29 protein-coding genes and 1 other RNA gene are annotated in these 20,775 nt (G+C 60.3%); 14 read left to right on the top strand and 16 right to left on the bottom strand.

The window, feature by feature from the left end; translation table 11 throughout:
• Nucleotides 1-50: 50 nt before the first annotated feature.
• Nucleotides 51-635, bottom strand: coding sequence for a nucleotide exchange factor GrpE (gene grpE, locus ACP39K_RS23475; protein ID WP_016929801.1), 585 nt, complete (start codon nucleotides 633-635; stop codon nucleotides 51-53).
• Between the two features lie 125 nt (nucleotides 636-760).
• On the opposite strand from grpE, the gene nadK reads away from it, so the two are divergent.
• The 3 genes from nadK (at nucleotide 761) to bamE (ending at nucleotide 3,966) form a co-directional block, all read left to right on the top strand.
• Complete coding sequence (gene nadK / locus ACP39K_RS23470) at nucleotides 761-1,639, top strand: NAD(+) kinase (protein ID WP_004929107.1); 879 nt, start codon at nucleotides 761-763, stop codon at nucleotides 1,637-1,639.
• An 86-nt stretch (nucleotides 1,640-1,725) separates the two neighbouring features.
• On the top strand, nucleotides 1,726-3,387 hold the full coding sequence (recN, locus tag ACP39K_RS23465; protein ID WP_497008923.1) for a DNA repair protein RecN: 1,662 nt from the start codon (nucleotides 1,726-1,728) through the stop codon (nucleotides 3,385-3,387).
• Between the two features lie 240 nt (nucleotides 3,388-3,627).
• Nucleotides 3,628-3,966: an outer membrane protein assembly factor BamE gene (gene bamE, locus ACP39K_RS23460; protein WP_004929101.1), complete on the top strand. Its 339-nt coding sequence runs from the start codon at nucleotides 3,628-3,630 to the stop codon at nucleotides 3,964-3,966.
• 118 nt (nucleotides 3,967-4,084) lie between these two features.
• Here bamE and ACP39K_RS23455 read toward each other — a convergent pair whose 3' ends face one another.
• Both ACP39K_RS23455 and ACP39K_RS23450 read right to left on the bottom strand, forming a co-directional pair.
• Complete coding sequence (locus ACP39K_RS23455; RefSeq protein WP_004929098.1) at nucleotides 4,085-4,369, bottom strand: RnfH family protein; 285 nt, start codon at nucleotides 4,367-4,369, stop codon at nucleotides 4,085-4,087.
• Nucleotides 4,362-4,796 (bottom strand): type II toxin-antitoxin system RatA family toxin, encoded by a 435-nt coding sequence (locus ACP39K_RS23450; RefSeq protein ID WP_004929096.1) that lies wholly within the window; start codon nucleotides 4,794-4,796, stop codon nucleotides 4,362-4,364. Before ACP39K_RS23450 ends, ACP39K_RS23455 begins: the two co-directional genes overlap by 8 nt.
• A 161-nt stretch (nucleotides 4,797-4,957) precedes the next feature.
• Here ACP39K_RS23450 and smpB point away from each other — a divergent pair, with 161 nt between their 5' ends.
• On the top strand, nucleotides 4,958-5,440 hold the full coding sequence (gene smpB / locus ACP39K_RS23445; protein ID WP_016929804.1) for an SsrA-binding protein SmpB: 483 nt from the start codon (nucleotides 4,958-4,960) through the stop codon (nucleotides 5,438-5,440).
• A 49-nt stretch (nucleotides 5,441-5,489) separates the two neighbouring features.
• Nucleotides 5,490-5,853, top strand: a transfer-messenger RNA (tmRNA) gene (gene ssrA, locus ACP39K_RS23440).
• 97 nt (nucleotides 5,854-5,950) lie between these two features.
• Here ssrA and ACP39K_RS23435 read toward each other — a convergent pair.
• The 4 genes from ACP39K_RS23435 to ACP39K_RS23420 all read right to left on the bottom strand — a co-directional run bounded on the left by ACP39K_RS23435 (nucleotide 5,951) and on the right by ACP39K_RS23420 (nucleotide 9,110).
• Nucleotides 5,951-6,298, bottom strand: coding sequence for a DUF6404 family protein (locus ACP39K_RS23435; protein WP_060445246.1), 348 nt, complete (start codon nucleotides 6,296-6,298; stop codon nucleotides 5,951-5,953).
• A 103-nt stretch (nucleotides 6,299-6,401) separates the two neighbouring features.
• Nucleotides 6,402-8,015, bottom strand: coding sequence for a DUF2534 family protein (locus ACP39K_RS23430; RefSeq protein WP_497008922.1), 1,614 nt, complete (start codon nucleotides 8,013-8,015; stop codon nucleotides 6,402-6,404).
• A gap of 119 nt (nucleotides 8,016-8,134) precedes the next feature.
• Nucleotides 8,135-8,545, bottom strand: a complete 411-nt coding sequence (locus tag ACP39K_RS23425) for a DUF2946 domain-containing protein (RefSeq protein ID WP_049278578.1) — start codon at nucleotides 8,543-8,545, stop codon at nucleotides 8,135-8,137.
• 112 nt (nucleotides 8,546-8,657) lie between these two features.
• The gene (locus ACP39K_RS23420; protein WP_082172235.1) at nucleotides 8,658-9,110 is read right to left on the bottom strand and encodes a GNAT family N-acetyltransferase; all 453 of its coding nucleotides are present in this window, start codon (nucleotides 9,108-9,110) and stop codon (nucleotides 8,658-8,660) included.
• 100 nt (nucleotides 9,111-9,210) lie between these two features.
• Here ACP39K_RS23420 and ACP39K_RS23415 point away from each other — a divergent pair, with 100 nt between their 5' ends.
• Nucleotides 9,211-9,945: a class I SAM-dependent methyltransferase gene (locus ACP39K_RS23415; protein WP_079450455.1), complete on the top strand. Its 735-nt coding sequence runs from the start codon at nucleotides 9,211-9,213 to the stop codon at nucleotides 9,943-9,945.
• A gap of 73 nt (nucleotides 9,946-10,018) precedes the next feature.
• Here ACP39K_RS23415 and ACP39K_RS23410 read toward each other — a convergent pair whose 3' ends face one another.
• Nucleotides 10,019-10,516 carry a GNAT family N-acetyltransferase gene (locus ACP39K_RS23410; protein WP_497008921.1) on the bottom strand — a complete coding sequence of 166 codons (498 nt, stop codon included), beginning with the start codon at nucleotides 10,514-10,516 and terminating at the stop codon, nucleotides 10,019-10,021.
• Nucleotides 10,517-10,601: 85 nt separating this feature from the next.
• Between ACP39K_RS23410 and ACP39K_RS23405 the strand changes: the two genes are divergently transcribed.
• Entirely contained in the window at nucleotides 10,602-11,528 is a 927-nt protein-coding gene (locus ACP39K_RS23405; protein ID WP_033639560.1) for a LysR substrate-binding domain-containing protein, read from the top strand.
• Here ACP39K_RS23405 and ACP39K_RS23400 read toward each other — a convergent pair.
• The gene (locus ACP39K_RS23400; RefSeq protein WP_033649790.1) at nucleotides 11,523-12,038 is read right to left on the bottom strand and encodes a DUF1543 domain-containing protein; all 516 of its coding nucleotides are present in this window, start codon (nucleotides 12,036-12,038) and stop codon (nucleotides 11,523-11,525) included. The genes ACP39K_RS23405 and ACP39K_RS23400 overlap by 6 nt on opposite strands.
• Nucleotides 12,039-12,158: 120 nt before the next feature.
• On the opposite strand from ACP39K_RS23400, the gene ACP39K_RS23395 reads away from it, so the two are divergent.
• Nucleotides 12,159-12,341 (top strand): GDFGVC terminal motif YodC-like protein, encoded by a 183-nt coding sequence (locus tag ACP39K_RS23395; RefSeq protein WP_212562951.1) that lies wholly within the window; start codon nucleotides 12,159-12,161, stop codon nucleotides 12,339-12,341.
• A 32-nt stretch (nucleotides 12,342-12,373) separates the two neighbouring features.
• On the opposite strand, the gene ACP39K_RS23390 is transcribed toward ACP39K_RS23395, so the two are convergent.
• Nucleotides 12,374-12,652 (bottom strand): GNAT family N-acetyltransferase, encoded by a 279-nt coding sequence (locus ACP39K_RS23390; RefSeq protein WP_016929824.1) that lies wholly within the window; start codon nucleotides 12,650-12,652, stop codon nucleotides 12,374-12,376.
• Between the two features lies 1 nt (nucleotide 12,653).
• On the bottom strand, nucleotides 12,654-12,884 hold the full coding sequence (locus tag ACP39K_RS23385) for a (4Fe-4S)-binding protein (RefSeq protein WP_115116547.1): 231 nt from the start codon (nucleotides 12,882-12,884) through the stop codon (nucleotides 12,654-12,656).
• Nucleotides 12,885-13,076: 192 nt separating this feature from the next.
• On the opposite strand from ACP39K_RS23385, the gene ACP39K_RS23380 reads away from it, so the two are divergent.
• On the top strand, nucleotides 13,077-13,490 hold the full coding sequence (locus ACP39K_RS23380) for a DoxX family protein (RefSeq protein WP_016929826.1): 414 nt from the start codon (nucleotides 13,077-13,079) through the stop codon (nucleotides 13,488-13,490).
• A gap of 50 nt (nucleotides 13,491-13,540) precedes the next feature.
• Here the strand turns inward: ACP39K_RS23380 and smrA are convergent, their stop codons facing one another.
• The gene (smrA, locus tag ACP39K_RS23375; protein ID WP_048794740.1) at nucleotides 13,541-14,113 is read right to left on the bottom strand and encodes a DNA endonuclease SmrA; all 573 of its coding nucleotides are present in this window, start codon (nucleotides 14,111-14,113) and stop codon (nucleotides 13,541-13,543) included.
• Nucleotides 14,114-14,297: 184 nt separating this feature from the next.
• Between smrA and ACP39K_RS23370 the strand changes: the two genes are divergently transcribed.
• Together ACP39K_RS23370 and ACP39K_RS23365 are read left to right on the top strand one after the other, a co-directional pair.
• The gene (locus ACP39K_RS23370) at nucleotides 14,298-14,633 is read left to right on the top strand and encodes an MbeD/MobD family mobilization/exclusion family protein (RefSeq protein ID WP_004928976.1); all 336 of its coding nucleotides are present in this window, start codon (nucleotides 14,298-14,300) and stop codon (nucleotides 14,631-14,633) included.
• A gap of 67 nt (nucleotides 14,634-14,700) precedes the next feature.
• Nucleotides 14,701-15,147, top strand: a complete 447-nt coding sequence (locus ACP39K_RS23365) for a DUF1198 family protein (protein WP_033639556.1) — start codon at nucleotides 14,701-14,703, stop codon at nucleotides 15,145-15,147.
• Between the two features lie 25 nt (nucleotides 15,148-15,172).
• Here ACP39K_RS23365 and ACP39K_RS23360 read toward each other — a convergent pair whose 3' ends face one another.
• The 3 genes from ACP39K_RS23360 to ACP39K_RS23350 form a co-directional block, all read right to left on the bottom strand.
• Nucleotides 15,173-15,511 (bottom strand): DUF2002 family protein, encoded by a 339-nt coding sequence (locus tag ACP39K_RS23360; RefSeq protein WP_016929830.1) that lies wholly within the window; start codon nucleotides 15,509-15,511, stop codon nucleotides 15,173-15,175.
• Nucleotides 15,512-15,613: 102 nt separating this feature from the next.
• On the bottom strand, nucleotides 15,614-16,786 hold the full coding sequence (locus ACP39K_RS23355; RefSeq protein WP_033639555.1) for an MFS transporter: 1,173 nt from the start codon (nucleotides 16,784-16,786) through the stop codon (nucleotides 15,614-15,616).
• A gap of 90 nt (nucleotides 16,787-16,876) precedes the next feature.
• Nucleotides 16,877-17,782, bottom strand: a complete 906-nt coding sequence (locus ACP39K_RS23350; protein WP_497008916.1) for a LysR family transcriptional regulator — start codon at nucleotides 17,780-17,782, stop codon at nucleotides 16,877-16,879.
• Nucleotides 17,783-17,887: 105 nt separating this feature from the next.
• Between ACP39K_RS23350 and ACP39K_RS23345 the strand changes: the two genes are divergently transcribed.
• The gene (locus tag ACP39K_RS23345) at nucleotides 17,888-19,270 is read left to right on the top strand and encodes an MFS transporter (RefSeq protein WP_497008914.1); all 1,383 of its coding nucleotides are present in this window, start codon (nucleotides 17,888-17,890) and stop codon (nucleotides 19,268-19,270) included.
• Nucleotides 19,267-19,647: a DUF4440 domain-containing protein gene (locus ACP39K_RS23340; protein WP_016929834.1), complete on the top strand. Its 381-nt coding sequence runs from the start codon at nucleotides 19,267-19,269 to the stop codon at nucleotides 19,645-19,647. The genes ACP39K_RS23345 and ACP39K_RS23340 overlap by 4 nt, the downstream gene beginning before the upstream one ends.
• 195 nt (nucleotides 19,648-19,842) lie before the next feature.
• Here the strand turns inward: ACP39K_RS23340 and asr are convergent, their stop codons facing one another.
• Nucleotides 19,843-20,193, bottom strand: a complete 351-nt coding sequence (gene asr / locus ACP39K_RS23335; protein WP_004928953.1) for an acid resistance repetitive basic protein Asr — start codon at nucleotides 20,191-20,193, stop codon at nucleotides 19,843-19,845.
• 229 nt (nucleotides 20,194-20,422) lie between these two features.
• Here asr and ACP39K_RS23330 point away from each other — a divergent pair, with 229 nt between their 5' ends.
• A complete protein-coding gene (locus ACP39K_RS23330; RefSeq protein WP_004928950.1) occupies nucleotides 20,423-20,731 on the top strand; it encodes an ElaB/YgaM/YqjD family protein in 309 nt (102 codons plus the stop codon).
• The last annotated feature ends 44 nt before the right edge of the window (nucleotides 20,732-20,775 follow it).

Below are 20,775 nucleotides of genomic sequence, written 5' to 3'. Positions count from 1 at the left end.
CAAAAAAGGCTCCCCGCAGGGAGCCTTTCTTTATGCGGTTGCCGGAGCGATTACGCCTTGGCCTTGGAGACCGCGACCATCGCAGGGCGCAGCAGGCGGCCGTTCAGCGTATAGCCTTTCTGCATCACCATCATCACGTGGTTCGGCTGGTGATCGGCGGATTCCATCATGCTCATCGCCTGATGCACTTCCGGGTTGAACGGCACGTTGACGTCGCCGACGATTTCGATGCCGTACTTGCGCACCACGTCCAGCAGCGATTTCAGCGTCAGCTCGATGCCTTCAATCATTGCGGCCAGTTCCGGATTGTTTTTATCCGCCAGATCCAGCGCGCGCTCCAGGTTGTCGATCACCGGCAGCAGATCGCCGGAGAATTTCTCCAGGGCGAACTTGTGCGCTTTCTCGACGTCCAGTTCGGCGCGGCGACGGATGTTTTCCGCTTCCGCTTTGGCGCGCAGCAGGCTGTCGCGCTCTTGCTGCTGAGCTTCCGCCAGTTGGGCTTCCAGTTCGGCGATACGCGCATCGCGCAGATCGACGCCTTCCGCCGCTTCCGGCAGCGTATCCTCGTGATGAGCGTGTTGTTCCATTTCTTCCGAGACTTGCTCGTTTGGCGTCTTCTGTTCTTTACTACTCATGAATATCTCCGCGTTTTAGCATTAATCTCGCAACTTGGCTTATTATGGGGATCAAAACCGGGGTTTCAAGTCAACCGGTCACAATGTGGGGCATAAACGGGTCCCGGTGAGGAAAATCACAGCAAATGAATAAAAAATTCGCCTGTATTGGCATTGTTGGCCACCCGCGTCACCCTTCAGCGCTGGCAACCCACGAGATGCTGTTCCACTGGCTGGTCGCCCGCGGCTATTCGGTGATGGTCGAACGCCAAATCGCCCATGATTTGGGGCTGAAAGACGCCGTGACCGGCAGCCTGGCGGATATCGGCCAGCGGGCCGACCTGGCAGTGGTGGTCGGCGGCGACGGCAACATGCTCGGCGCCGCGCGCGTGCTGGCGCGCTATGACATCAAGGTGATCGGAGTCAACCGCGGCAACCTCGGCTTCCTCACCGATCTCGATCCCGACAACGCTCTGCAGCAGCTGGCGGACGTGCTGGAAGGCGAGTACATCGACGAACAGCGTTTCCTGTTGGAAACCATCGTGCATAAAGAGCACCAGCAGTGCCGCATCAGCACCGCCATCAACGAGGTGGTGCTGCACCCCGGCAAAGTGGCGCACATGATCGAATTCGAGGTGTACATCGACGATCGTTTCGCCTTCTCGCAGCGCTCCGACGGCCTGATCATCGCCACCCCGACCGGCTCCACCGCCTACTCGCTCTCCGCCGGCGGGCCGATCCTTACCCCGTCGCTGGAGGCGATCGCGCTGGTGCCGATGTTCCCGCACACCCTGTCCGCCCGGCCGCTGGTGATCAACGGCGACAGCACCATCCGCTTGAAGTTTTCGCAGATCGGCAGCGATCTGGAGATTAGCTGCGACAGCCAGATCGCGCTGCCGATCCAGGAAGGCGAAGAAGTGCTGATCCGCCGCAGCAACTTCCATCTGAACCTGATTCACCCGAAGGACTACAGCTATTTCAACACGTTAAGCACCAAGTTGGGCTGGTCTAAAAAATTGTTCTAAAATCTGCGTCGGCCACTTTACTGTATATAAAACCAGTTTATACTGTATGAAACTACAGTTATGTGTTTATACACAGGAAGGTTCCCATGCTGGCGCAATTAACCATCAGCAACTTTGCTATCGTTCGTGAGTTGGAAATCGATTTTCAACCGGGCATGACGGCGATCACCGGTGAAACCGGCGCCGGCAAATCCATCGCTATCGATGCGCTCGGGCTGTGCCTCGGCAACCGCGCCGACGGCAACGTGGTGCGCCTGGGAGCCGCCCGCGCCGACATCTGCGCCCGCTTCTCGCTGGCGGACACCCCGTCCGCGCGCGAATGGCTGGAGCAGAACCAGCTGGACGACAGCAACGAATGCCTGCTGCGGCGGGTGATCAACGCCGACGGCCGTTCGCGCGGTTTTATCAACGGCACCGCCGTGCCGCTGTCGCAGCTGCGCGAGCTAGGGCAACGCCTGATTCAAATCCACGGTCAACACGCCCATCAGCTGCTGCTCAAGCTGGAGCACCAAAAAGCGCTGCTCGACGCCTACGCCGACGAACCCGCCCTGCTGGCGGCGATGAGCCAGGCCTACCAGCGCTGGCACCAGAGCTGCCGCGAACTGGCGCACCATCAGCAGCAGTCCATCGAACGCGAAGCGCGCAAGCAACTGCTGCAATACCAATTGAAAGAGCTGAACGAATTCGCGCCGCAGGCCGGCGAGTTCGAGCAGACCGACGCCGAGTACAAGCGCCTGGCCAACAGCGGCCAGCTGCTGACCCTCAGCCAGCAAGCGTTGCAGCTGCTGGCCGACAGCGACGAGAACAACATGCTCAGCCAGCTTTACAGCGCCAAACACCTGCTGCTTGAACTGGCCGGGCTGGACGATAAGCTCAGCGGCCTGCTGGACATGCTGGAAGAGGCCTCTATCCAGATCAGCGAAGCCAGCGACGAGCTGCGCCATTACGCCGATCGCATGGATCTCGATCCCAATCGCCTGCACGAGCTGGAGCAACGCCTGTCGCGCCAAATCAGCCTGGCGCGTAAACACCAGGTCGCGCCGGAAGAGCTGCCGCAGCTGCATCAGCAGTTGCTGGATGAACAGCAGCTGCTGTCTCAGCAGGAAAGCGACCATGAGCATCTGAACGAGGCGGTCACCCTGCATCATCAGCAGGCGCTGGCGCTGGCGGAGCAACTGCATCAGAAACGCCTGCACTACGCCGCCGAGCTGACCACGCTCATCACCGACAGCATGCAGGCGCTCTCCATGCCGCACGGCAAGTTCAACATCGACGTGCGCTTCGAACCGCAGCACCTGAGCGCCGAAGGGGCCAGCCGCACCGAGTTCTGCGTCTCCACCAACCCGGGGCAGCCGCTGCAGCCGCTGGCGAAGGTCGCCTCCGGCGGCGAGCTGTCGCGCATCGCGCTGGCCATTCAGGTGATCACCGCCCGCAAGATGGAAACCCCGGCGCTGATCTTCGATGAGGTGGACGTGGGCATCAGCGGCCCGACCGCCGCCATCGTCGGCCGTCTGCTGCGCCAGCTCGGCGAATCCACCCAGGTGATGTGCGTGACTCACCTGCCGCAGGTGGCCGGATGCGGGCATCAGCACCTGTTCGTCAGCAAGCAGACCGACGGCACGGTCACCGAAACCCGGATGGCGCCGCTGGATAAACGCGCCCGGCTGCAGGAGCTGGCGCGCCTGCTCGGCGGCAGCGAAGTCACCCGCAATACGTTGGCGAACGCCAAAGAACTGCTGGCGGCATAAAAAAGCTCAACTTTTTCACTTTCCTGCGGTCTGACAGTGACGCTGTTGGCCCGAGAAATATCTAAAGTGCGGCGCGGCGGTGATCCAAAGCCATCTCAACAGCCTGAAAAAGGCCAAACGCTTGAGGTGCTAAAGGAAAGCCAATGCGTCGCAACGTGAAAGATGAAGGGTATAAAGGTTTCCAACTGCCGCAAGGTCTATTATCATCGGCATCCTATGCCCTAAAGGAATGTGATTACTATGCGCTGTAAAACGCTGACTGCCGCCGCTGTAGTTCTTGTGATGCTGACTGCAGGCTGTTCTACTTTTGAAAAGGTGGTTTATCGTCCTGACATCAACCAGGGGAACTACCTGACGTCGACCGACGTGGCGAAAATTCAGAAAGGGATGACCCAACAACAGGTCGCTTACACATTGGGCACCCCAATGCTGCAAGATCCGTTTGGAACGCAAACGTGGTTCTATGTGTTCCGCCAGCAGCCTGGCCATGAAGACATCACCCAGCAGACGCTGACGCTGACCTTCGACAGCGCAGGCGTGTTGACCGATATCCAGAACAAACCGGCGCTGACCAAGTAATCGGCGTCGCCCGCTCTTCCGGCCCATGAGGGGGCATGGTGTTCCTCATGACAGTCGCAGGCTGCAACGCGGAAGAGAAAATCAGTTTCAGATAAAAAAATAAGGCGCTATAAGCGCCTTATTTTTTTGCCTTTTCTGCCCGTTGCCGGCGCAGCTCTTTCGGATCGGCGATCAGCGGCCGGTAAATCTCTACCCGGTCGCCGTCGTTCAGCGTATCGCCCAGCTTGGCCGGGCGGCTGTAGATGCCGATTTTGTTGCTCTTGAGATCGATATCCTGGCGCAGCTCCAGCAGGCCCGAAGCCTGGATCGCCTGCTCAACGCTGCTGCCTTCGGCCAGCTTCACCTTGCGCAGGTACTGCCGCTCCGGCAAGGCGTACACCACCTCGACCTGGATGTCAGACACTGTAGACCTCTTTCGCCCGTTGGGTGAATGCCTGCACCATGCTGCCCGCCAGCTCTTTGAACACCTTGCCGAACGCCAGCTCAATCAGTTTGTTGGTGAACTCGAAGTCCAGGTGCAGCTCCACCTTGCAGGCCTCTTCGCTCAGCGGTGTGAACTGCCAACCGCCCATCAGCTTGCGGAACGGGCCATCGACCAGCTGCATATTGATGCTCTGGTTATCCAGCAGCGTATTGCGCGTGGTGAAGGTCTTGCTGATACCGGCCTTGGCGACGTCCACCGCGGCGGTCATCTCGTTGGAGGTAGCGTTAAGCACCCGGCTGCCAGTGCAGCCTGGCAGAAAATCGGGATAAGAATGAACATCGTTAACCAACTGATACATCTGCTCGGCGCTGAACGGCACTAATGCAGACCGACTGATCTGGGGCATATCATTTCCTGTAAGACATAAAACGTACAGATAATATCATTTATCTGGCGGCAAACAAAAAATCTGCTACGGGATGAGGGCACCAAAAATGCGAAAAATTGCGCAGGTGCTGAACGGGAAAGGATTTCTTTCGCTGAAGCATCCAGTATAATGAACGCACTATGACAAAGAAAAAAGCACACAAACCCGGTTCCGCCACCATTGCCCAAAACAAGCGCGCGCGTTTCGAATACTTCATTGAAGAAGAATTCGAGGCGGGCCTGTCGCTGCAAGGGTGGGAAGTTAAATCGCTGCGTGCCGGCAAAGCCAACCTCAGCGACAGCTACGTGACGTTCCGTGACGGTGAAGCCTATCTGTTTGGCGCCACCATCACCCCGCTCAACGTGGCTTCGTCGCATGTGGTGTGCGATCCGACGCGTACCCGTAAACTGCTGCTGAACCGACGCGAGCTGGACACCCTGCTCGGCCGCGTCAACCGCGACGGTTACACCGTGGTGGCCTTGTCCCTGTATTGGAAAAATGCCTGGAGCAAGATCAAGATCGGCGTAGCCAAAGGCAAGAAAGAGCACGACAAACGCGATGACATCAAAGATCGCGAATGGCAGACGGCGAAAGCCCGTATCATGAAGCACGCCAATCGTTAAGCCGCTGGCTTATCGAGGTAAACTTCTGGTATACTGCACAAAGTTACTTGGGGCTGATTCTGGATTCGACGGGATTTGCGAAGCCCTAGGAGCATGCCGAGGGGCGGTTGGCCTCGTAAAAAGCCGCAAAAAAATAGTCGCAAACGACGAAAACTACGCTTTAGCAGCTTAATACCCTGCTTAGAGCCCTCTCTCCCTAGCCTCCGCTCTTAGGACGGGGATCAAGAGAGGTCAAACCCAAAAGAGATCGCGTGGACGTCCTGCCTGGGGCTGAAGCGTTAAACTCAATCAGGCTAGTCTGTCAGTAGCGTGTCCATCCGCAGCTGGCCGGCGAATGTAAAGATTGGACTAAGCATGTAGTGCCGACGGTGTAGTAATTTCGGACGGGGGTTCAAATCCCCCCAGCTCCACCAAATACGTCGCCAGTGAACCAGATAGACCCGGCGATAATAGCGAAAAAGCCCGCAACTTCGGTTGCGGGCTTTTTTGTGTCTGTTCGTCACCAATGTGTCAAAGATCGTTCCAGTCCGGCAACCTGTTCGCCTTTTTTCGCCAATAGTGGAAAAGCGCCATAAAAAAGCCAAACAGCAGGCCGGCGGCGAGGCTTAATATCAGGGCATCTTCACCAGTATGTCCCTGATTTTTCCATACCATGAACCACATCAGCACGCCCCACAGTGGGCCAAACCAAATGCCGAAGAACAGCATATTCAGCCAGAAAGGCGCAAACGGCGGCGGTGGCATATTCACGTCCATTCGCCACAGCAAGCGCAAGATTGGCGGCGCATAGTTACTCCGCCACATCTTCTTTTCCTCCATCAGCGCTATCGCCTTATCCCTTTGTTGTTTAAACGTCATCGTTCGCTTCCTTTCAGTGGAAATTACCCATCTGGTGAGATGATACGTGCTTAAGCGCCATTCCCAAATATCCGGCATGCCCATAGGCATGCCGGACGCTACCTCACCGCCCCTCTTTTTCCCCCAGGAAGAAATACCACAGCGGAATGGAAAGCAACAGGGTGAACACCAGCGTATACAGCAACACCATCAGGCTCTGCATGATCACCATCTGGGCGCTCCAGTCGCCGATCGGCAGCTGAAACTGTTCGACGGTGCCGCCGAGGATCGCACGGCCCATCACGCAACCGACCGCTACCGCCACCGTCGCCACCGCCGCGCGGAACTTGCGCACCTCGGCGCGGCGGGCGGCCGCTTCCGGCGTTTCATCCCGCTGGCCTTGCCGCTGGCCGCGCCAGCGCCATACGTCCACCAGCAGCAACGCCGCGAGGCTCACGCCCATTACCGGCAGGCAATAACCCAGCGCCGCTGCTACCAGCAGCGTGCCGGCGCGCGCAGGCAGGGAAAGCGCCAGCCAGGCGGCAACCAGCGTCTGCACCGGATGCTGCGCACCCGCCGCCGGGCGGCGTCTCCACCACATGCGGTAACCCAGCACAATCATCAGGCACAGCCCGAGGCCGAACGCCGCCAGCAGCAGCTGATTCGGCAAGCCGAACAGAATGCCCATGTGGGCGTCGATGCCCCAGCGGGTCAGCTTGGCGATGAGCGGGAAAGTGTCGAACCGCACCTGATCGACGACGGCGAAGCTTTGCGGCGCGATGGCGACCGCGTCCACCTGCGTCGGCCAGCTGCGATCTACTTCGGTCACCGTCCAGGCTTTGCCCTCGCCTTTCGGCTGACGCAGCTCGACCTTAGCGGCGTCTATTCCGGCGGCGCGCGCGGCGTGCAGCGCCCGATCCCAGTCGCCATTCAGCGCATTGGTCTGTGCGGCAGGATTCATCTTCATGCCCGGCATCATAAGGCGGTGCTCGGCGTGCGGATCGGCCGGCGTCTGCGGCGCATCGGCCTGCAGGCTGGCGTTGACCTGCGGCGTCAGCCAGCCCAGGTTGGCCCGCAGCGTGTCGATGTTGCCGCCGGCCCACTGCGACCAGGTCAGCCCGGTGGCCGAGAAGAACAGCAGCCCGGCCAGCAGCGCCACGCCCAGCGTGATATGCCAATGGCGGCTGGCGGCAAAGCCCCCTTTCGGCCTTTTCAGCTTGCGCTTCGGCCGCGTCGCCAGCCACAGCGCCACGCCGCCCAAGGCGGCCACCCACAGCCAGGAGGCCGCCAGCTCGCTGTAATTGCGGCCCAGGTCGCCGAGCAGCAGGCTACTGTGCAGCTTATCCAGCCAGGTGCGCAGCGGCAGCACGCCGGAGGTGCCGTACACCGTCATATCCCCCTTGATTGCCAGAGTGTAAGGATCGACAAACAGCGCGCGCGACTCGGAAGCGCCCAGATCGGCACTCGCGAACTGCACACGCGTGGTGTCCGTTGCACCGGGCGCCGGGCGCACGGCGTAAATGCGCGCCTCGTCACCCGCCACACGGCGGGCGGCGGCGATCTGGTCGGCCAGCGGTCTCGCGTGCCCGTGCGGATCGGTAGACAGCGCATCGCGATACAGCGCCTCTTCAAGCTGCGGGGTCAGCACATACAGCGTGCCGGTCAGTGCGGCGACCAGAATAAAAGGGGCGACCAGCAGGCCGATATAAAAATGCAGCCGTCTGATCAGGTTCAGCATCGCGCCTCTCGGCGATGCGGCAGGTGGAGTTTTGGTTATCGAAGACATGGCCTTTCTCGTTTTTCAAACTGTGCGCGCAGGCAAACCGTCCGCAGCGATACGAACGGCGTTACCCATGATCAAGCAATAAGGAAAAACGGCTGGCCGGGCGGCCCGCGCGGGCTTGGCCGCAGAGCAAGGCGCCGAAGGGGCGGGGGGACGATGCGCGGCGCGCAAGGCAGGCGCGCGATGCGCGTCATCAGCCACAGCAGCGGGACGAATACCCACAACAGCAGCGGCACGTGGATCAGCAGCTCGCAGTAGCCGCAGAAAATCATCTCCGCCGAGTCCATGCCGTGGTGGCCGGCATACTCGGCGGCGGGCATCGCCATCCCGTGCATGTCGTGCGGCATGGCGGCGTCCGTTTGCATCATGCCGCCCATCATCTGATGGTGCATCAGCGATTTCGACACCACCGGAGCCACAAACAGCAACAGCACCGCCATAATGGCGATGCAGGCGGTGAAGCGTTGCGGTAGCTGGCGTGGCACTCTCATCGCGGCGGCGAATTAACCCGGTCGGTGGCGAACAAGCGGCCAGTGTAACCCGCGAGGCGCGATAAGGTGAATGAAAAGTCAGGTTTGTCTTACACGGCGGCGGCGATCACAGCACCCGCGAATAGACCCGCGAGGCCTCGCCCCAGGGGTGATAGCCGAGCCCGTTATAAACGAAACCGCTGCGCTCGTAGTACCCTTCCAGATCGGTGCACAGGTGCAGCTGCGGGAAGCCCAGCCGGCGGGTTTCCGCCGCTACATGCTCAATCAGTTTGGCGCCGTAGCCTCGGCCGCGCTGCGTCTCTTCTACGTAGAGCGCGCACAGCCAGGGATACAACTCCCCACGGCTGATAAAGTCGTTGGTGATGAGCCCCGCGCAGCCGAGGATCTGGTCATTTTCCATCAGCAGGTACCACTGCGGCAGCGGGTTGGCAGCGCCGAGGCTGCGGTTGATGGCGTCTTCATACATCATCAGCGTCTCTGCCGTGGCCCAGTGCCGCTGAAAATACGCAATGGCGCGCGGCGCCAGCTCGGGCGCTTGCCGCACCGAAATTATGTCCATCGTCATTCCCGTTATTCATGTTGTCAGCGTAGAATTATGCAGCAATATGCAGGGTATGGCAGCGGCATTCCGCCGCCGTCATTCACCCCAAGGAGTCATCATGACGCAAAATATCTATGACAATCAGGCTTTCTTCGACGGCTATGCGCAGCTCAGCCGCTCGCAGCACGGTCTGGACGGCGCGCCGGAATGGCCCGCCATCCGCCGCATCCTGCCGGATTTGCAGGGAAAAAGCGTGGTCGATCTCGGCTGCGGCTACGGCTGGTTCTGCCGCAGCGCGCGCGAACAGGGCGCAGCCAGCGTGCTGGGGCTGGACGTTTCGGAAAAAATGCTGGCCAAGGCGCGGGAGATGACCGCCGACGCGGGTATCGAGTACCGTCGGCAGGATTTGGCGCAGCTGCAACTGCTGCCGGAAAGTTACGATCTGGTCTACAGCTCGCTGACGCTGCACTACCTCGAGGATTTGCCCGCGCTGTTCGCCACGGTTTACGCCGCGCTGAAACCCGGCGGGCAGTTCATCTTCACCGCCGAGCACCCGATCTATACCGCCCCGGCGCAGCAGGGCTGGCTGACCGACGGCAACGGGCAGAAATCCTGGCCGGTCAACGGCTACCAGCGAGAAGGCCAGCGCGTTTCCAACTGGCTGGCGGAAGGCGTCATCAAGCAGCACCGCACGCTCGGCGGCTATATCAACCCGCTGGCGCAGCAAGGGTTTATCATCCAGCATTTGAACGAATGGGGCCCCAGCGCGCAGCAAATCGCCGCTAACCCGGCGCTGGACGAAGAGCAGGAGCGCCCGATGATCTTCATTCTCGCCGCCCGCAAACCCGCCTGATCCTGACCTGATTCACCCGCAGTAAACCGATCACACCACCACAGTTGGGGAGGCCGCCTCCCCCCAATGACGGTTACGCCGGCAGCGCCGCCCCGTGCGCCGCGAAGTGCGTCAGCGCCTCGCCCGCCATACGATAACGCACCCACTCGCCCTGCGGCTGCGCGCCGATGCTGAGGTAGAAATCGATGGCCGGTTGGTTCCAGTCCAGCACGCTCCACTCCAGGCGGCCGCACTGCCGTTCGCACGCCAGCCGGGCGATGTGCCGCAGCAGCGTTTTACCGGCGCCCGCGCCGCGATGCTTCGGCGCCACGTACAGGTCTTCCAGATAGATGCCGTTTTTACCCAGCCAGGTGGAGTAACTCATAAAGAACACCGCATAACCCGCCGGCTCGCCGTTCACCGTACAAATCAGCGCTTCGGAACAGGCGCCCGGCCCAAACAAGCTGCGTTCGATGTCTTCCACGCTGGCCAGCACCTGCTCGCGCGCCTTTTCGTACACCGCCAGCTCGATAATCATATCCAGAATCAGTTTGGCGTCGCTTTTTTGCGCCGGGTAAATCTCAATGGTCATGGTAAATCCTGGGTGTGTTGATGACTGTGCTTGCCAGCATATCGCGCCTCAAATACTGTATGAACTGCATTTTTATCAACAGGTAATGAATATTATGCATCTGGATTTGAAGCGCCTCGATCTCAACCTGCTGCTAGTGTTCGAAGCGGTCTATCGGCTGCGATCGGTGACGCGCGCCGCAGCAGAGCTGGCCCTCAGTGCGTCGGCGCTGAGCCACGCGTTGATTCGGCTGCGCAAGGCGCTGGCGGACGAGCTGTTCTACCGGGTCGGCAACGACATGCACCCGACGGTGTATGCCGACAGCCTGGCTCCGACCGTCAGCGAAAGTCTGGCGCTGCTGGCCAAAGGGCTGCATCCGCGCCCGCGCTTCGTCCCCACCGAAAGCCGGGAGAGCTTCACCTTCGCCATTACCGATTACACCGCTTTCGCGGTGTTTCCCGCACTGATGGCGCAGATGCAGCGCCTGGCGCCGGGGTTATCGTTTCAGTTGCGCTATTCCGAGCGCAAGGTGGCGCTGAACGATCTGCTGGCGGGGCGCATCGACTTCGCGCTGGGCTTTACCGAAACCGATGGCGAAAGCTACCCGGAGATCGACGAGGTGAGCTGGCTGGAGGATGAGTATGTGGCGATCTGTTCGCCCGCGTTCAGCGCGAAATACGGCGAGCTGACGCTGGAAAACTACCTGCAGGCGCGTCATCTGGTGGTGACGCCGTGGAACGAACAGCGTGGCGTCATTGACTACCAGCTCGACAAACTGGGGCTGCAGCGCGATATCGCCATCCGCACGCCTTCGCTGCTGGGAGCGCCGTTCATCGTCGCCGACAGCGAACTGGTGATGAGCATGCCGCGTTACGCCGCGCAAAAATTGCGGCAGGCGGCGGCGCTGGATATCCATCCCCTGCCGTTTCCGGTGCCGCCGTATCAGATCAAAATCTACCTGCACCGCAAGAACGGCCGGCCTGAGGCCTGCCGCTGGTTGCAGCAACAGCTGCAGGCGCTGGCGGCGTTATAACGCGGGTTCGCCGATTGGCAGATATCCCTGCCACAGCGGCCGGGCCGGTTTCCCGTGCGGGTTGGCCCGCAGATGCACGTGGTAGCCTTGCAGCGCCTGCAGCAGCAGACAGTCGTCCACCTCGGCCAGGTCATCCTTGTGCTGCTGCGCGCTGTCAGTCAGCAGTACCCGTTTGGCTTTGTCTTTCGCCTCGTCGGCGGAGCGCGCCACGAACAGGCCGAACTGGTGCAGTTCCGCCAGCTCATCGCTGCGGTAGCCGCCCACGTTGACGAAAAACAGCTTCTCTTCACCGGCGAACGGCGCGGGCTCCAGGCTCACGTCGTAACCGTCCGCCCAGTCGATGCGCGCATAGCCGTCGACATGCACCTTGCGCTTATCGCCGAACCACTTTTCGCGCAGCAGCGGATACGCCTCTTCCGGCCGATCCGCCGCCGCAAACTGCACGTCGTGCAACTCAATATTGGCGCCCGGCGCCGTACCGCCCACATAAAACATCAATAATCCCGGCATGTTAGTCTGCTCTCCTTGGTGATAATCGCTATATAATCTAATGCATAACGAAACACCTGCCAACGGCGGCGCCATTCTGTGTTATCAATAGATGAGGTTTAATCTGTTGTGGAGGAACGCATGGCATTCAATATCGGTGATTTTGTACAACGCACCACCGGCGGCCCGAAGATGACCGTGGTGGCGATCGACGGCGAAACCCTGGTTTGCAGCTGGAATGAACTGGGTAACGAGCAGCGTACGGAGGTGCAGGCCAACGAGGTGGCGCTGTACCACGAGGACGGCGATTTCGGCGTCTGCTGAATGATCGGGGCGCGCCGCGCCCCGTTATCGCCTCAGGCGCGAATGTCCTGATAGGCTGGGGTGGTATCGAACTCATGCTTGGCGAACGGGCATAGCGGAATGATTTTACGCTGCTCCGCGCGCATTTTCTCCACCACCAGCGCCACCAGCTTTTTGCCGACGCCCTGCCCCTTCAATGACTCATCCACCCAGGTGTGATCGATAATGGTCAGCTTGTCGCCGCTCGGCACGAAAGAGATCTCGGCGATCAGCTTGCCATGCTCGTCATTGATATAAAAACGCTTCTCGTCTGCCAGTATTTTATGTTCCATATTATTTCTCCCTATATTTCAGTGCGCCGCTGGGGCAAGTGTCGATAACGCGTTTCACTTCGGCCGCGTCGGCATTGTCCGGCATAATCCACGGCCGGCGGTTCAGGGTAAAAATAGCCGCGTTGCCACGCACGCAGTTGGCGGAATGGCGGCATATCGCGCTGTTAAAATAAACGTCAATCTTGTCGCCGGAATAACGGCGGTAACCGTCGGCGGTCAATTCCTCATCCATCTTGGCCTCACATTGCCTGTTTTATTGTTTTTGCTCCAGGCTCAAGTATAGGCAATGCCGTCGGCTTCACCACGCGTCTCACCCAACGAAAAAAGTGGCGCAACCGCCCGTCGCCGCTAGAAAAAAACGTAAATTGTTCTAATCTTTAATCAGCAAGACAACATAATTCCGACAGTGGCTAAGGAGTTCGAAATGGGTGATAGCTCAAAAGACGGCGTAATTCTGCTGTCCCGTATTCTACTGATGGTTCTGTTTATCATTTTCGGCTGGATGAAACTGGTCAACTTCGGTGCGACCGTCACGGCGATGGAAGGCTATGGCACGCCGATGCCTTATTTGGCGGCGATCGTTGCCGTGGTGGTGGAGTTTATTTTCGGCATCGCGCTTATTCTCGGCCTGTTTACTCGCCCTATCGCGGTCATTTTCGCCCTGTATGTGTTGGGCACCGCGTTTATCGGCCATCCGTTCTGGAAAATGACCGGCATGGAAATGATGGGCAACGAAATTAACTTCTTTAAAAACATCAGCATCATTGGTGGTTTGCTGTTGCTGGCGGTAACCGGCGCCGGCCGTTATTCGCTGGACTATAAAATATTTAATAAATAATTCATCGATGGCCGGCGATATTCGCCGGCCATTTTATTTCGCCTATCCTTTCACCGGCTGCGCTTGGCGTGGCGCTCAAAGTTTTCTGCCTTGGCCTGCGCCGATTTACGCAACGTGACATAACAAGCGCCCTCGCCGCCGTCGCGCGGTAAGGCGCGGCAAAACGCCTGCACCTGCTCAAACTGCGCCAGCCATTTGGCGACGTAACTGCGCACGATATTCGGATGGCTTTCGTTCTGCCGCCCGCGGCCGTGCACGATCAGCAGCGAACGCAGATTTTGCGCCTCCGCCTGCATAATGAAACGGAACAGCGCCTGCCGGCTGGTTTCAACCGGCTGACGCAGCAGGTTCAGCGACGCCTGCGGCGGGTAACGCCCGTTGCGCAGTTTGTCCAGCACGCCCTGCTGAATGCCTTCCCCTTTGAACTCCAGCGGCTGTTCGCAGGGGATCACCTCGAGAAAATCGGTGCTGAGGAAGTTTTCCTGCATCAGCCGCTGCGCTTCGCGCCGCGCGCTTTTGTCCACCGCCGCCTGCGGCTTGAGGTACAGCGTCTGCCGTCCGCTCTCCAGCGGCACCACATCCGCCATCGCCTGTTCAAAAAAGTCTTTTTCCTGCTCGCTCATGTTCCACCTCTCTTGAACGGCAGCCTTTACGGCTGGGAATGGGGTCGATTGTAAGACGCCTTGCCACGGTTGCAAGCCGGGAATTGTCAGCGGCATGTGCCTCATTTGTCGTCAACGGGTGAGCTTGCGAACAGTTTTCGCTATACTGCTAAGCCATCATTGAGTGCCGCAAAGGATCGAGCCCATGACAATGCGCGAGCTGGAAATCCAGTTTCAAAATGCGATGAATGAGTTGCAGAGCAGCTTCGAACGGCAACACCGCGAATGGCAGCAGAGCTACCAGGCGCTGCAGCAACTGCTGGAAGAAGCCAAACAGCGCGAAGCCGCGCTGCGGGCGCAGAATGAACAACTGGCGCGCAAACTGAGCACCGCCAGTTCGGTGCCGGAACAGCATGCGCTGGTCAAGCAGATCAAAATGCTCGGCGCCCATCTGGACGCGCTGGCCAAAGACGCGGCCACCTTCAATCACCACCTGCGCCAACAGAGCGCGGTCGGTAATTTCAGCGGCGAACAGCATTGATAGCGGGCGCTGTCGCACAGCGCCTCCCGCCCCTCTTCTGGCGTATTGAGAGTGTAATAAAGCCTAAATGACCTGGATCATCCTCGCCGCCCTGATCGTCGTATTCATTATCGGTTACCGCGTCCTGACGTCCGACACCCGCAAAGCCATCGATTCGCTGGCCCATCTGCTGAGGGTCAAGCCGATGCTGATCGAATCGATGATCCAGGAAATGGGCGGCCGCCAAAGCCAGACCTTTATCCGCATGCTGAACAACGGCTACACCGAAGAGATGCACCAGGCGGCTTATCTGCTGTTCATCTACCTGACGTTCATCAAACAGGCGGACGACGAACAGATTGCCCTGTGGCGCGACGTGCTGCTGCGCGCCGGGCTGTCGCCGGAGCTGCACGCCGAGCACACCGAAGCGGCGCTGTTTTACTTCGCCGAGCTGGATATCGATGCGTTTGAACTGGCGCAGTTCCGCCGCGCCTACAACGAGCGTTTCAACCGCGAAGCGTTGGCGCACGGCTGATCGCGTCCCCCGGACGGGGGACCGATTACAGGAACATGCTGTAGAGGTAGCGCGACAGCGCTTCGCGCGAGCTGAAGCCGTGTGCGATGCCGTAGCGCTGGTTCGGGGCGTCGCTGCTTAAATCCAGGGGAAACTCCAGATACTGCTCGCTGGTGCGCACCGGGGAGGTCGGCGTGGCGAAATGCACGCTTCTCTCTTTCAGCGCCGGGTGGATCACCAACGCGGTTCTGCCCATCCGCGCTTCGCGATTCACATACACATAATGCGTACCCTTGCGGTAGCCATAGGCCTGATCGGTGACATAATCACGCTCAAAGCCGGTATTCTCCAACACTTTAGCCACTTCATCCGGCCGTAAATACATCGATTCCTCCTCTCATTCTGGACCGCTGAGCGACCTTACCGTAATCATTCACCGAAACAATGATTTTCTGGGGAGGAATCCGGGTTTCGGACTATTCCTGAATCAGGCCCGGCGGCGCTGCAGCAGGCGCAGGGTGAGCAGCACCCCGAGCGCCACCAGCAGCGCCGCCGCCAGATAAATCGACGGCACGCCCGCTTGTCCAATAAGCAGCCCGGCCAGCGGGCCGGTGATGCCCAACGCCAGGTCGAGGAACGCCGAATAGGTGCCGAGCGCCGTGCCCTGATTCTGCGGCGGCACCTGTTTCACCGCCTCAACGCCCAGCGCCGGGAACACCAGCGAAAAACCGGCGCCGGCCAGCAACGCGCCGGTTTGCACCATCCAGGGCTCGCCGGCCAGCCAGATCAACAGCAGCCCGACGATCTCGACCAGAAACGACGCCAGCGTCACCTTCAACCCGCCGTGGCGGTTAATGACGTTGCTGAAGATCAGGCGGATGCCGACGAAGGCGCAGCTGAACAGCGTCAGCGAAAACGCCGCGCCGCTCCAGCCTTTGTCGGCGTAGTAAAGGGTGATGAACGTGGCGATCACGCCGAAGCCGACGGTGCCCATCGCCAGCCCGAGACCATAGGCCCAGATGCGGCCGAACACCGCGCGGAAGGCGATGCGCTGCCCAGCCGCGATCGAGACGTCCGGCTTGCCGCTCGCCAACAGCAGCGCCACCGCGACCGCCAGCACAATTAGCGCCGCCACCCCGGCCAATCCCCACTGCTGGTTCAGATACACGCCGAGCGGCGCGCCGGCCGCCATCGCGCCGTAGGTGGCGACGCCGTTCCAGGAGATCACCCGCGCGGTGTGCATCGCCCCGACCCGGCCGATGCCCCACAGCGTGGAACCGGTGCTGGCGAAGCTTTCGCCGACGCCGAGAAACACCCGCCCCACGCACAGCAACAGCAGGCTGAGCCACGGGTAACCGTCAACGCCGAACGCCAGCGCGTAAAACAGGCCGCTGGCGCCGCAGCACGCCAGGCCAAACAGCACCACCTTCTTCGGCCCCAGCTGATCGGCGTAACGCCCGGCGTGCGGGCGGCTGAACAGCGTGGCGAAGTATTGCGCGCTGATGATAAGGCCCGCCAACACCGAGTTGTAGCCCAGGTGGTCATGCACAAATCCCGGCAACACCGCCAGCGGCAGGCCGATGGTCAGGTAGCAGACGAAGGTGAACATCACCACGGACAAGATACGTCGGTTCAGCTGGAGGTTATTTTCTGCGGTCATCGAAGGTGGCTCGCATCGGACGGGGTAGACGAAGCCCTCCAGCATACCCCGATGAGATTTGATGATAAATGAGAGAGTTATAACGAATTATTATTTCGCTAACGATTTTGCCGCCACCCGCGCGCGCAGAAAATCGATAAACGCCCGCACCTTCTCCGGCACGTGACGGGTATTCGGGTAGAGCGCATAGATGCTCTGCTCGGGGAAACGGTGATCCGGCAGCAACCGCTGCAACCTGCCGGCATCGATGTCGGGCTGCGCCAGCCACGCCGGCAGCAGCGCCACCCCGGCGCCATGCAGGGCGAACGCCAGCAATGCCGCGGCGCTGTCGCCGGTAAGCGTGGCGGCGTCCGCGACCTTGAACAGCACCGCTTCGCGCTGCGGCGTGACCACCTGCCAACTGAGCGGCGAACTGAGCCGGCTGTGGGCGATCCACTGCGCCTGCGCCAGATCCGTCAGCGTATGAATCGGCCGCTCGGCCAGATAATCCGGCGACGCCACCGGAAAAATGGCGAAGCTGTCAATTAGCGCCGCGCGGTGGCTGGAATCCACCAGCTGGCCCAAGCGGATCGCCACGTCGAAGCGCTCCGAAATCAGATCGGCATGATAGGAAGAAGACACATGCTGGATACGCAGGCGCGGATGCTGGCGCGAAAACGCCGCCAGCGCCGGCGCCACCACCTGCGCGCCGTACTCCGGCGTGCTGGTGATACGCAGCACGCCGCTCAGCCCGTGATGATCGCGTCGCACGTCGTCCAGCACGTTTTCCGCCTCCTGCAACAATTGCTGGCTGCGCTGATAGAAGCGTTCGCCGGCATCGGTCAGCGACAATCGTCGGGTGCTGCGCGCCAGCAGTGACACCCCCAGCTCATTCTCCAGTTGCTTGACGTTAAAGCTCACCACCGCCTTGGTTTGCCCCAGCGCCGCCGCCGCCGCGGTAAAGCTGCCCGCTTCCACCACCGCCGCGAAGATCGCCAGACGCTGCAAATTCAGCATTTCGCTGCCCTTATTGTCAAAATAATTTTGACAGTGTAATCGCCCGCAGCCGATTTATCCGCACTTTTCCCCCCGATACACTGCTCGCCTTCAACCGGAGGCACCATGTCTTATCGCAGCAAAGTGGCAATCGTCTATCTGCTCGGCTTTTTCGTCGATCTGATCAATATGTTTATCGCCAATGTCGCCTACCCCGCCATCGGCCAGGCGATGCGAGCATCGGTCAGCCAACTGGCGTGGGTCAGCAACGGCTATATTCTCGGCCTGACGCTGGTGATCCCGCTCAGCGCCTGGCTGGCGCAGCGCATCGGCGGACGGCGGGTGTTTCTGCTGTCGCTGGCGCTGTTCATGCTGGCCACCCTCGGCGCAGGCAACGCCGACAGCATCGGCGCGCTGATCGGCTGGCGCACCCTGCAGGGCATGGGCGGCGGCTTGCTGATCCCCATCGGCCAGACGCTGACCTATCAGCTGTACCGCAGCCATGAACGCGCCGGGCTGTCGGCGGCCATCATGTTGGTGGGGCTGCTGGCGCCGGCGCTGTCACCGGCGCTGGGCGGCTGGCTCGTCGATCGGTTGGACTGGCGCTGGGTGTTTTTCGCCAACCTGCCGCTGGCGGCCCTGGCCCTGGCGCTGGCGGCGCTGTGGCTGCGAGCGGAAGCGCCGACGGCGGCGCGCAAACCGCTCGACGCGACAGGATTACTGAGCGCCTGCGCAGCGCTGACGCTGCTGCTGCTCGGCCTGACCCGGCTGAGCGAAGCCGGCCATCAGGTTTCCGGTGCGGCGCTGCTGGCTGCCGGCCTGCTGGTGCTGGCCTCTTATCTGCGCCATAGCCTGCGTACCCCGCAGCCGCTGCTGAACCTGCGGCTGGTCGCCGACCCGCTGCTGCGCAACGCCATGGCGGTTTATTTGTGTATTCCCGGCCTGTTCATCGGCGTCAGCCTGATGGCGATGCTGTATCTGCAAAACCAGCTGGGCATGCCCGCCGCACAGGTCGGCGGCCTGATGCTGCCCTGGGCGCTGGCGTCGTTCCTGGCCATCACGCTGACCGGCAAAACCTTTAACCGCCTCGGCCCGCGGCCGCTGCTGATCGTCGGCTGCCTGTTGCAAGGCGCCGGCATGCTGACGCTGGCGCAGATCGATCAGGCCGGGCAGCACGCGTTGCAGATCGCCGCCTTCGCCCTGATGGGGTTCGGCGGCAGCCTGTGCAGCAGCACCGCGCAGAGCAGCGCGTTTCTGCAGATCCCCGACGGCCAATTGGCGGACGCCAGCGCACTGTGGAATATCAACCGCCAGCTCAGTTTTTGCCTCGGCGTGGCGCTGCTCAGCCTGCTGCTGAATCTGCTGCTGGCCGTGTTGCCGCCCGCGGCGGCTTACCGCACCTGCTTCATTCTGGCGGGCGCCAGCGTACTCATCCCGCTGCTGCTGTGCCTGCGCCTCGCCAACCGCGCCATCGTGCGCCAACTCAACGCTCAACAGGATGCTTTATGAACCCGTATTTTACCGAAGTGATCGACGCTCACATCGCCATTGAACGCTGGCTGGGCAAAGGGACCGGAGAAGAGCAGGCGCTGCTGGCGCGCTTTACGCCGGATTTCAGCATGATCGCGCTGAACGGCGCTCCGCTGGATTTCACCGCGCTGTGCGCTTTTTTCCACGCGCATCGCGCCGCCAAACCGGGTTTGGAAATCGAGATAGAAGAGATGAAGCTGGTGGCCGAATGGCCGACGGGCGCGGTAGTCAGCTACCGGGAAAAACAGAGTCTGCCGGGACAAAGCGCTACGCTGCGCTACTCCACGGTGGTATTTGAACGTCAGCCCAACGCGCTCGGCTGGCGGCATTTGCACGAAACCGCCGCGGCGCAATGATCACAGGAAGCTGCCGGCCAAAAACAGTTCCCAACCGACGATCACCCCGCACAGGGTTACCGCGCTGAAAATGACTTCAAACAGATAGCGATTGATCATCGTGCGTCGCCTCAAAAGAAGACACCCGGAAGAACCGGGTGTCTGGAGTACGGACTGGAGCGTGCGGAACCTTCCGGTTCCGCAAACATCACTTAATTAAGCTTTTTTACCGGCTTTTTTGTGGTGTTTTTTAGCGGCCTGAGCTTTCTGCACTGGCGCTTTTTTGTGGTGTTTTTTAGCAGCCTGGGCTTTCTGAGCTGGCGCTTTTTTGTGGTGCTTTTTAGCGGCCTGAGCTTTCTGGGCTGGCGCTTTTTTGTGGTGCTTGGCTTTCTTGTGGTGCGTTGCTTTAGCTGGCGCTTTTTCAGCAGCAGCCGCTGGCGCAGCGGTAGTGGTGGTCGCAGCTGGCGCGGTGGTGGTAGCCGGAGCAGTAGCTGCGGTATCAGCAGCGAAAGCAACAGAAGACAGACCCATAGTGGCAGCAACGATCAGCGCTAATACTTTTTTCATCTTTAAATCCTCAGAGTGTTGTTTCGGTAAGCTCCGGTGGAGCCGTTGAAACAGATACTAGTGGAATCAAACCGCCGCTTCCGTGAGTGATTGGTTTCGCCGAGTAACCAAATGTACAAAGCCCAGGCGCCGGCAAACACCTGCGTGACGGCGGTTTTTTTCCGTGATCGGCCACGCAAATTTCGGCATGGTCTACACTTGAAAGACATGTGTCGAAATGGAGAGCTGAATGTTTAAGAAAGCGGAAAGAACAGAACGCGATATCGATCAGGACGTCACTCTGTTGGCCGATACGCTGGATGAAGTGTTGCGCGAGTCCGGTGACAAGACCAAAGAGGAACTGAAAGAGCTGCACAGCAAGGCGAAAGGCGTGCTGCGCGACGCCCGGGCGCGGTTCAATGGCTCCACCAGTCTGACACAGCATGCGCGCGACGCGGTCGATCAAGCCGACAGCTATGTGCGTGACAAACCTTGGCAGGGCGTAGGGATCGGTGCCGCCGTCGGCATCGTGCTCGGCGTGCTGCTGGCCCGGCGTTAACACCCCTGCAGTCATAAAGATAAAACAGATGTGCGTCTGGCCCG

This window comes from Serratia sp. EC4 (assembly GCF_059652115.1).
Note: the sequence above shows the minus strand (reverse complement) of the source record. Positions and strands in the feature narration are given on the sequence as shown.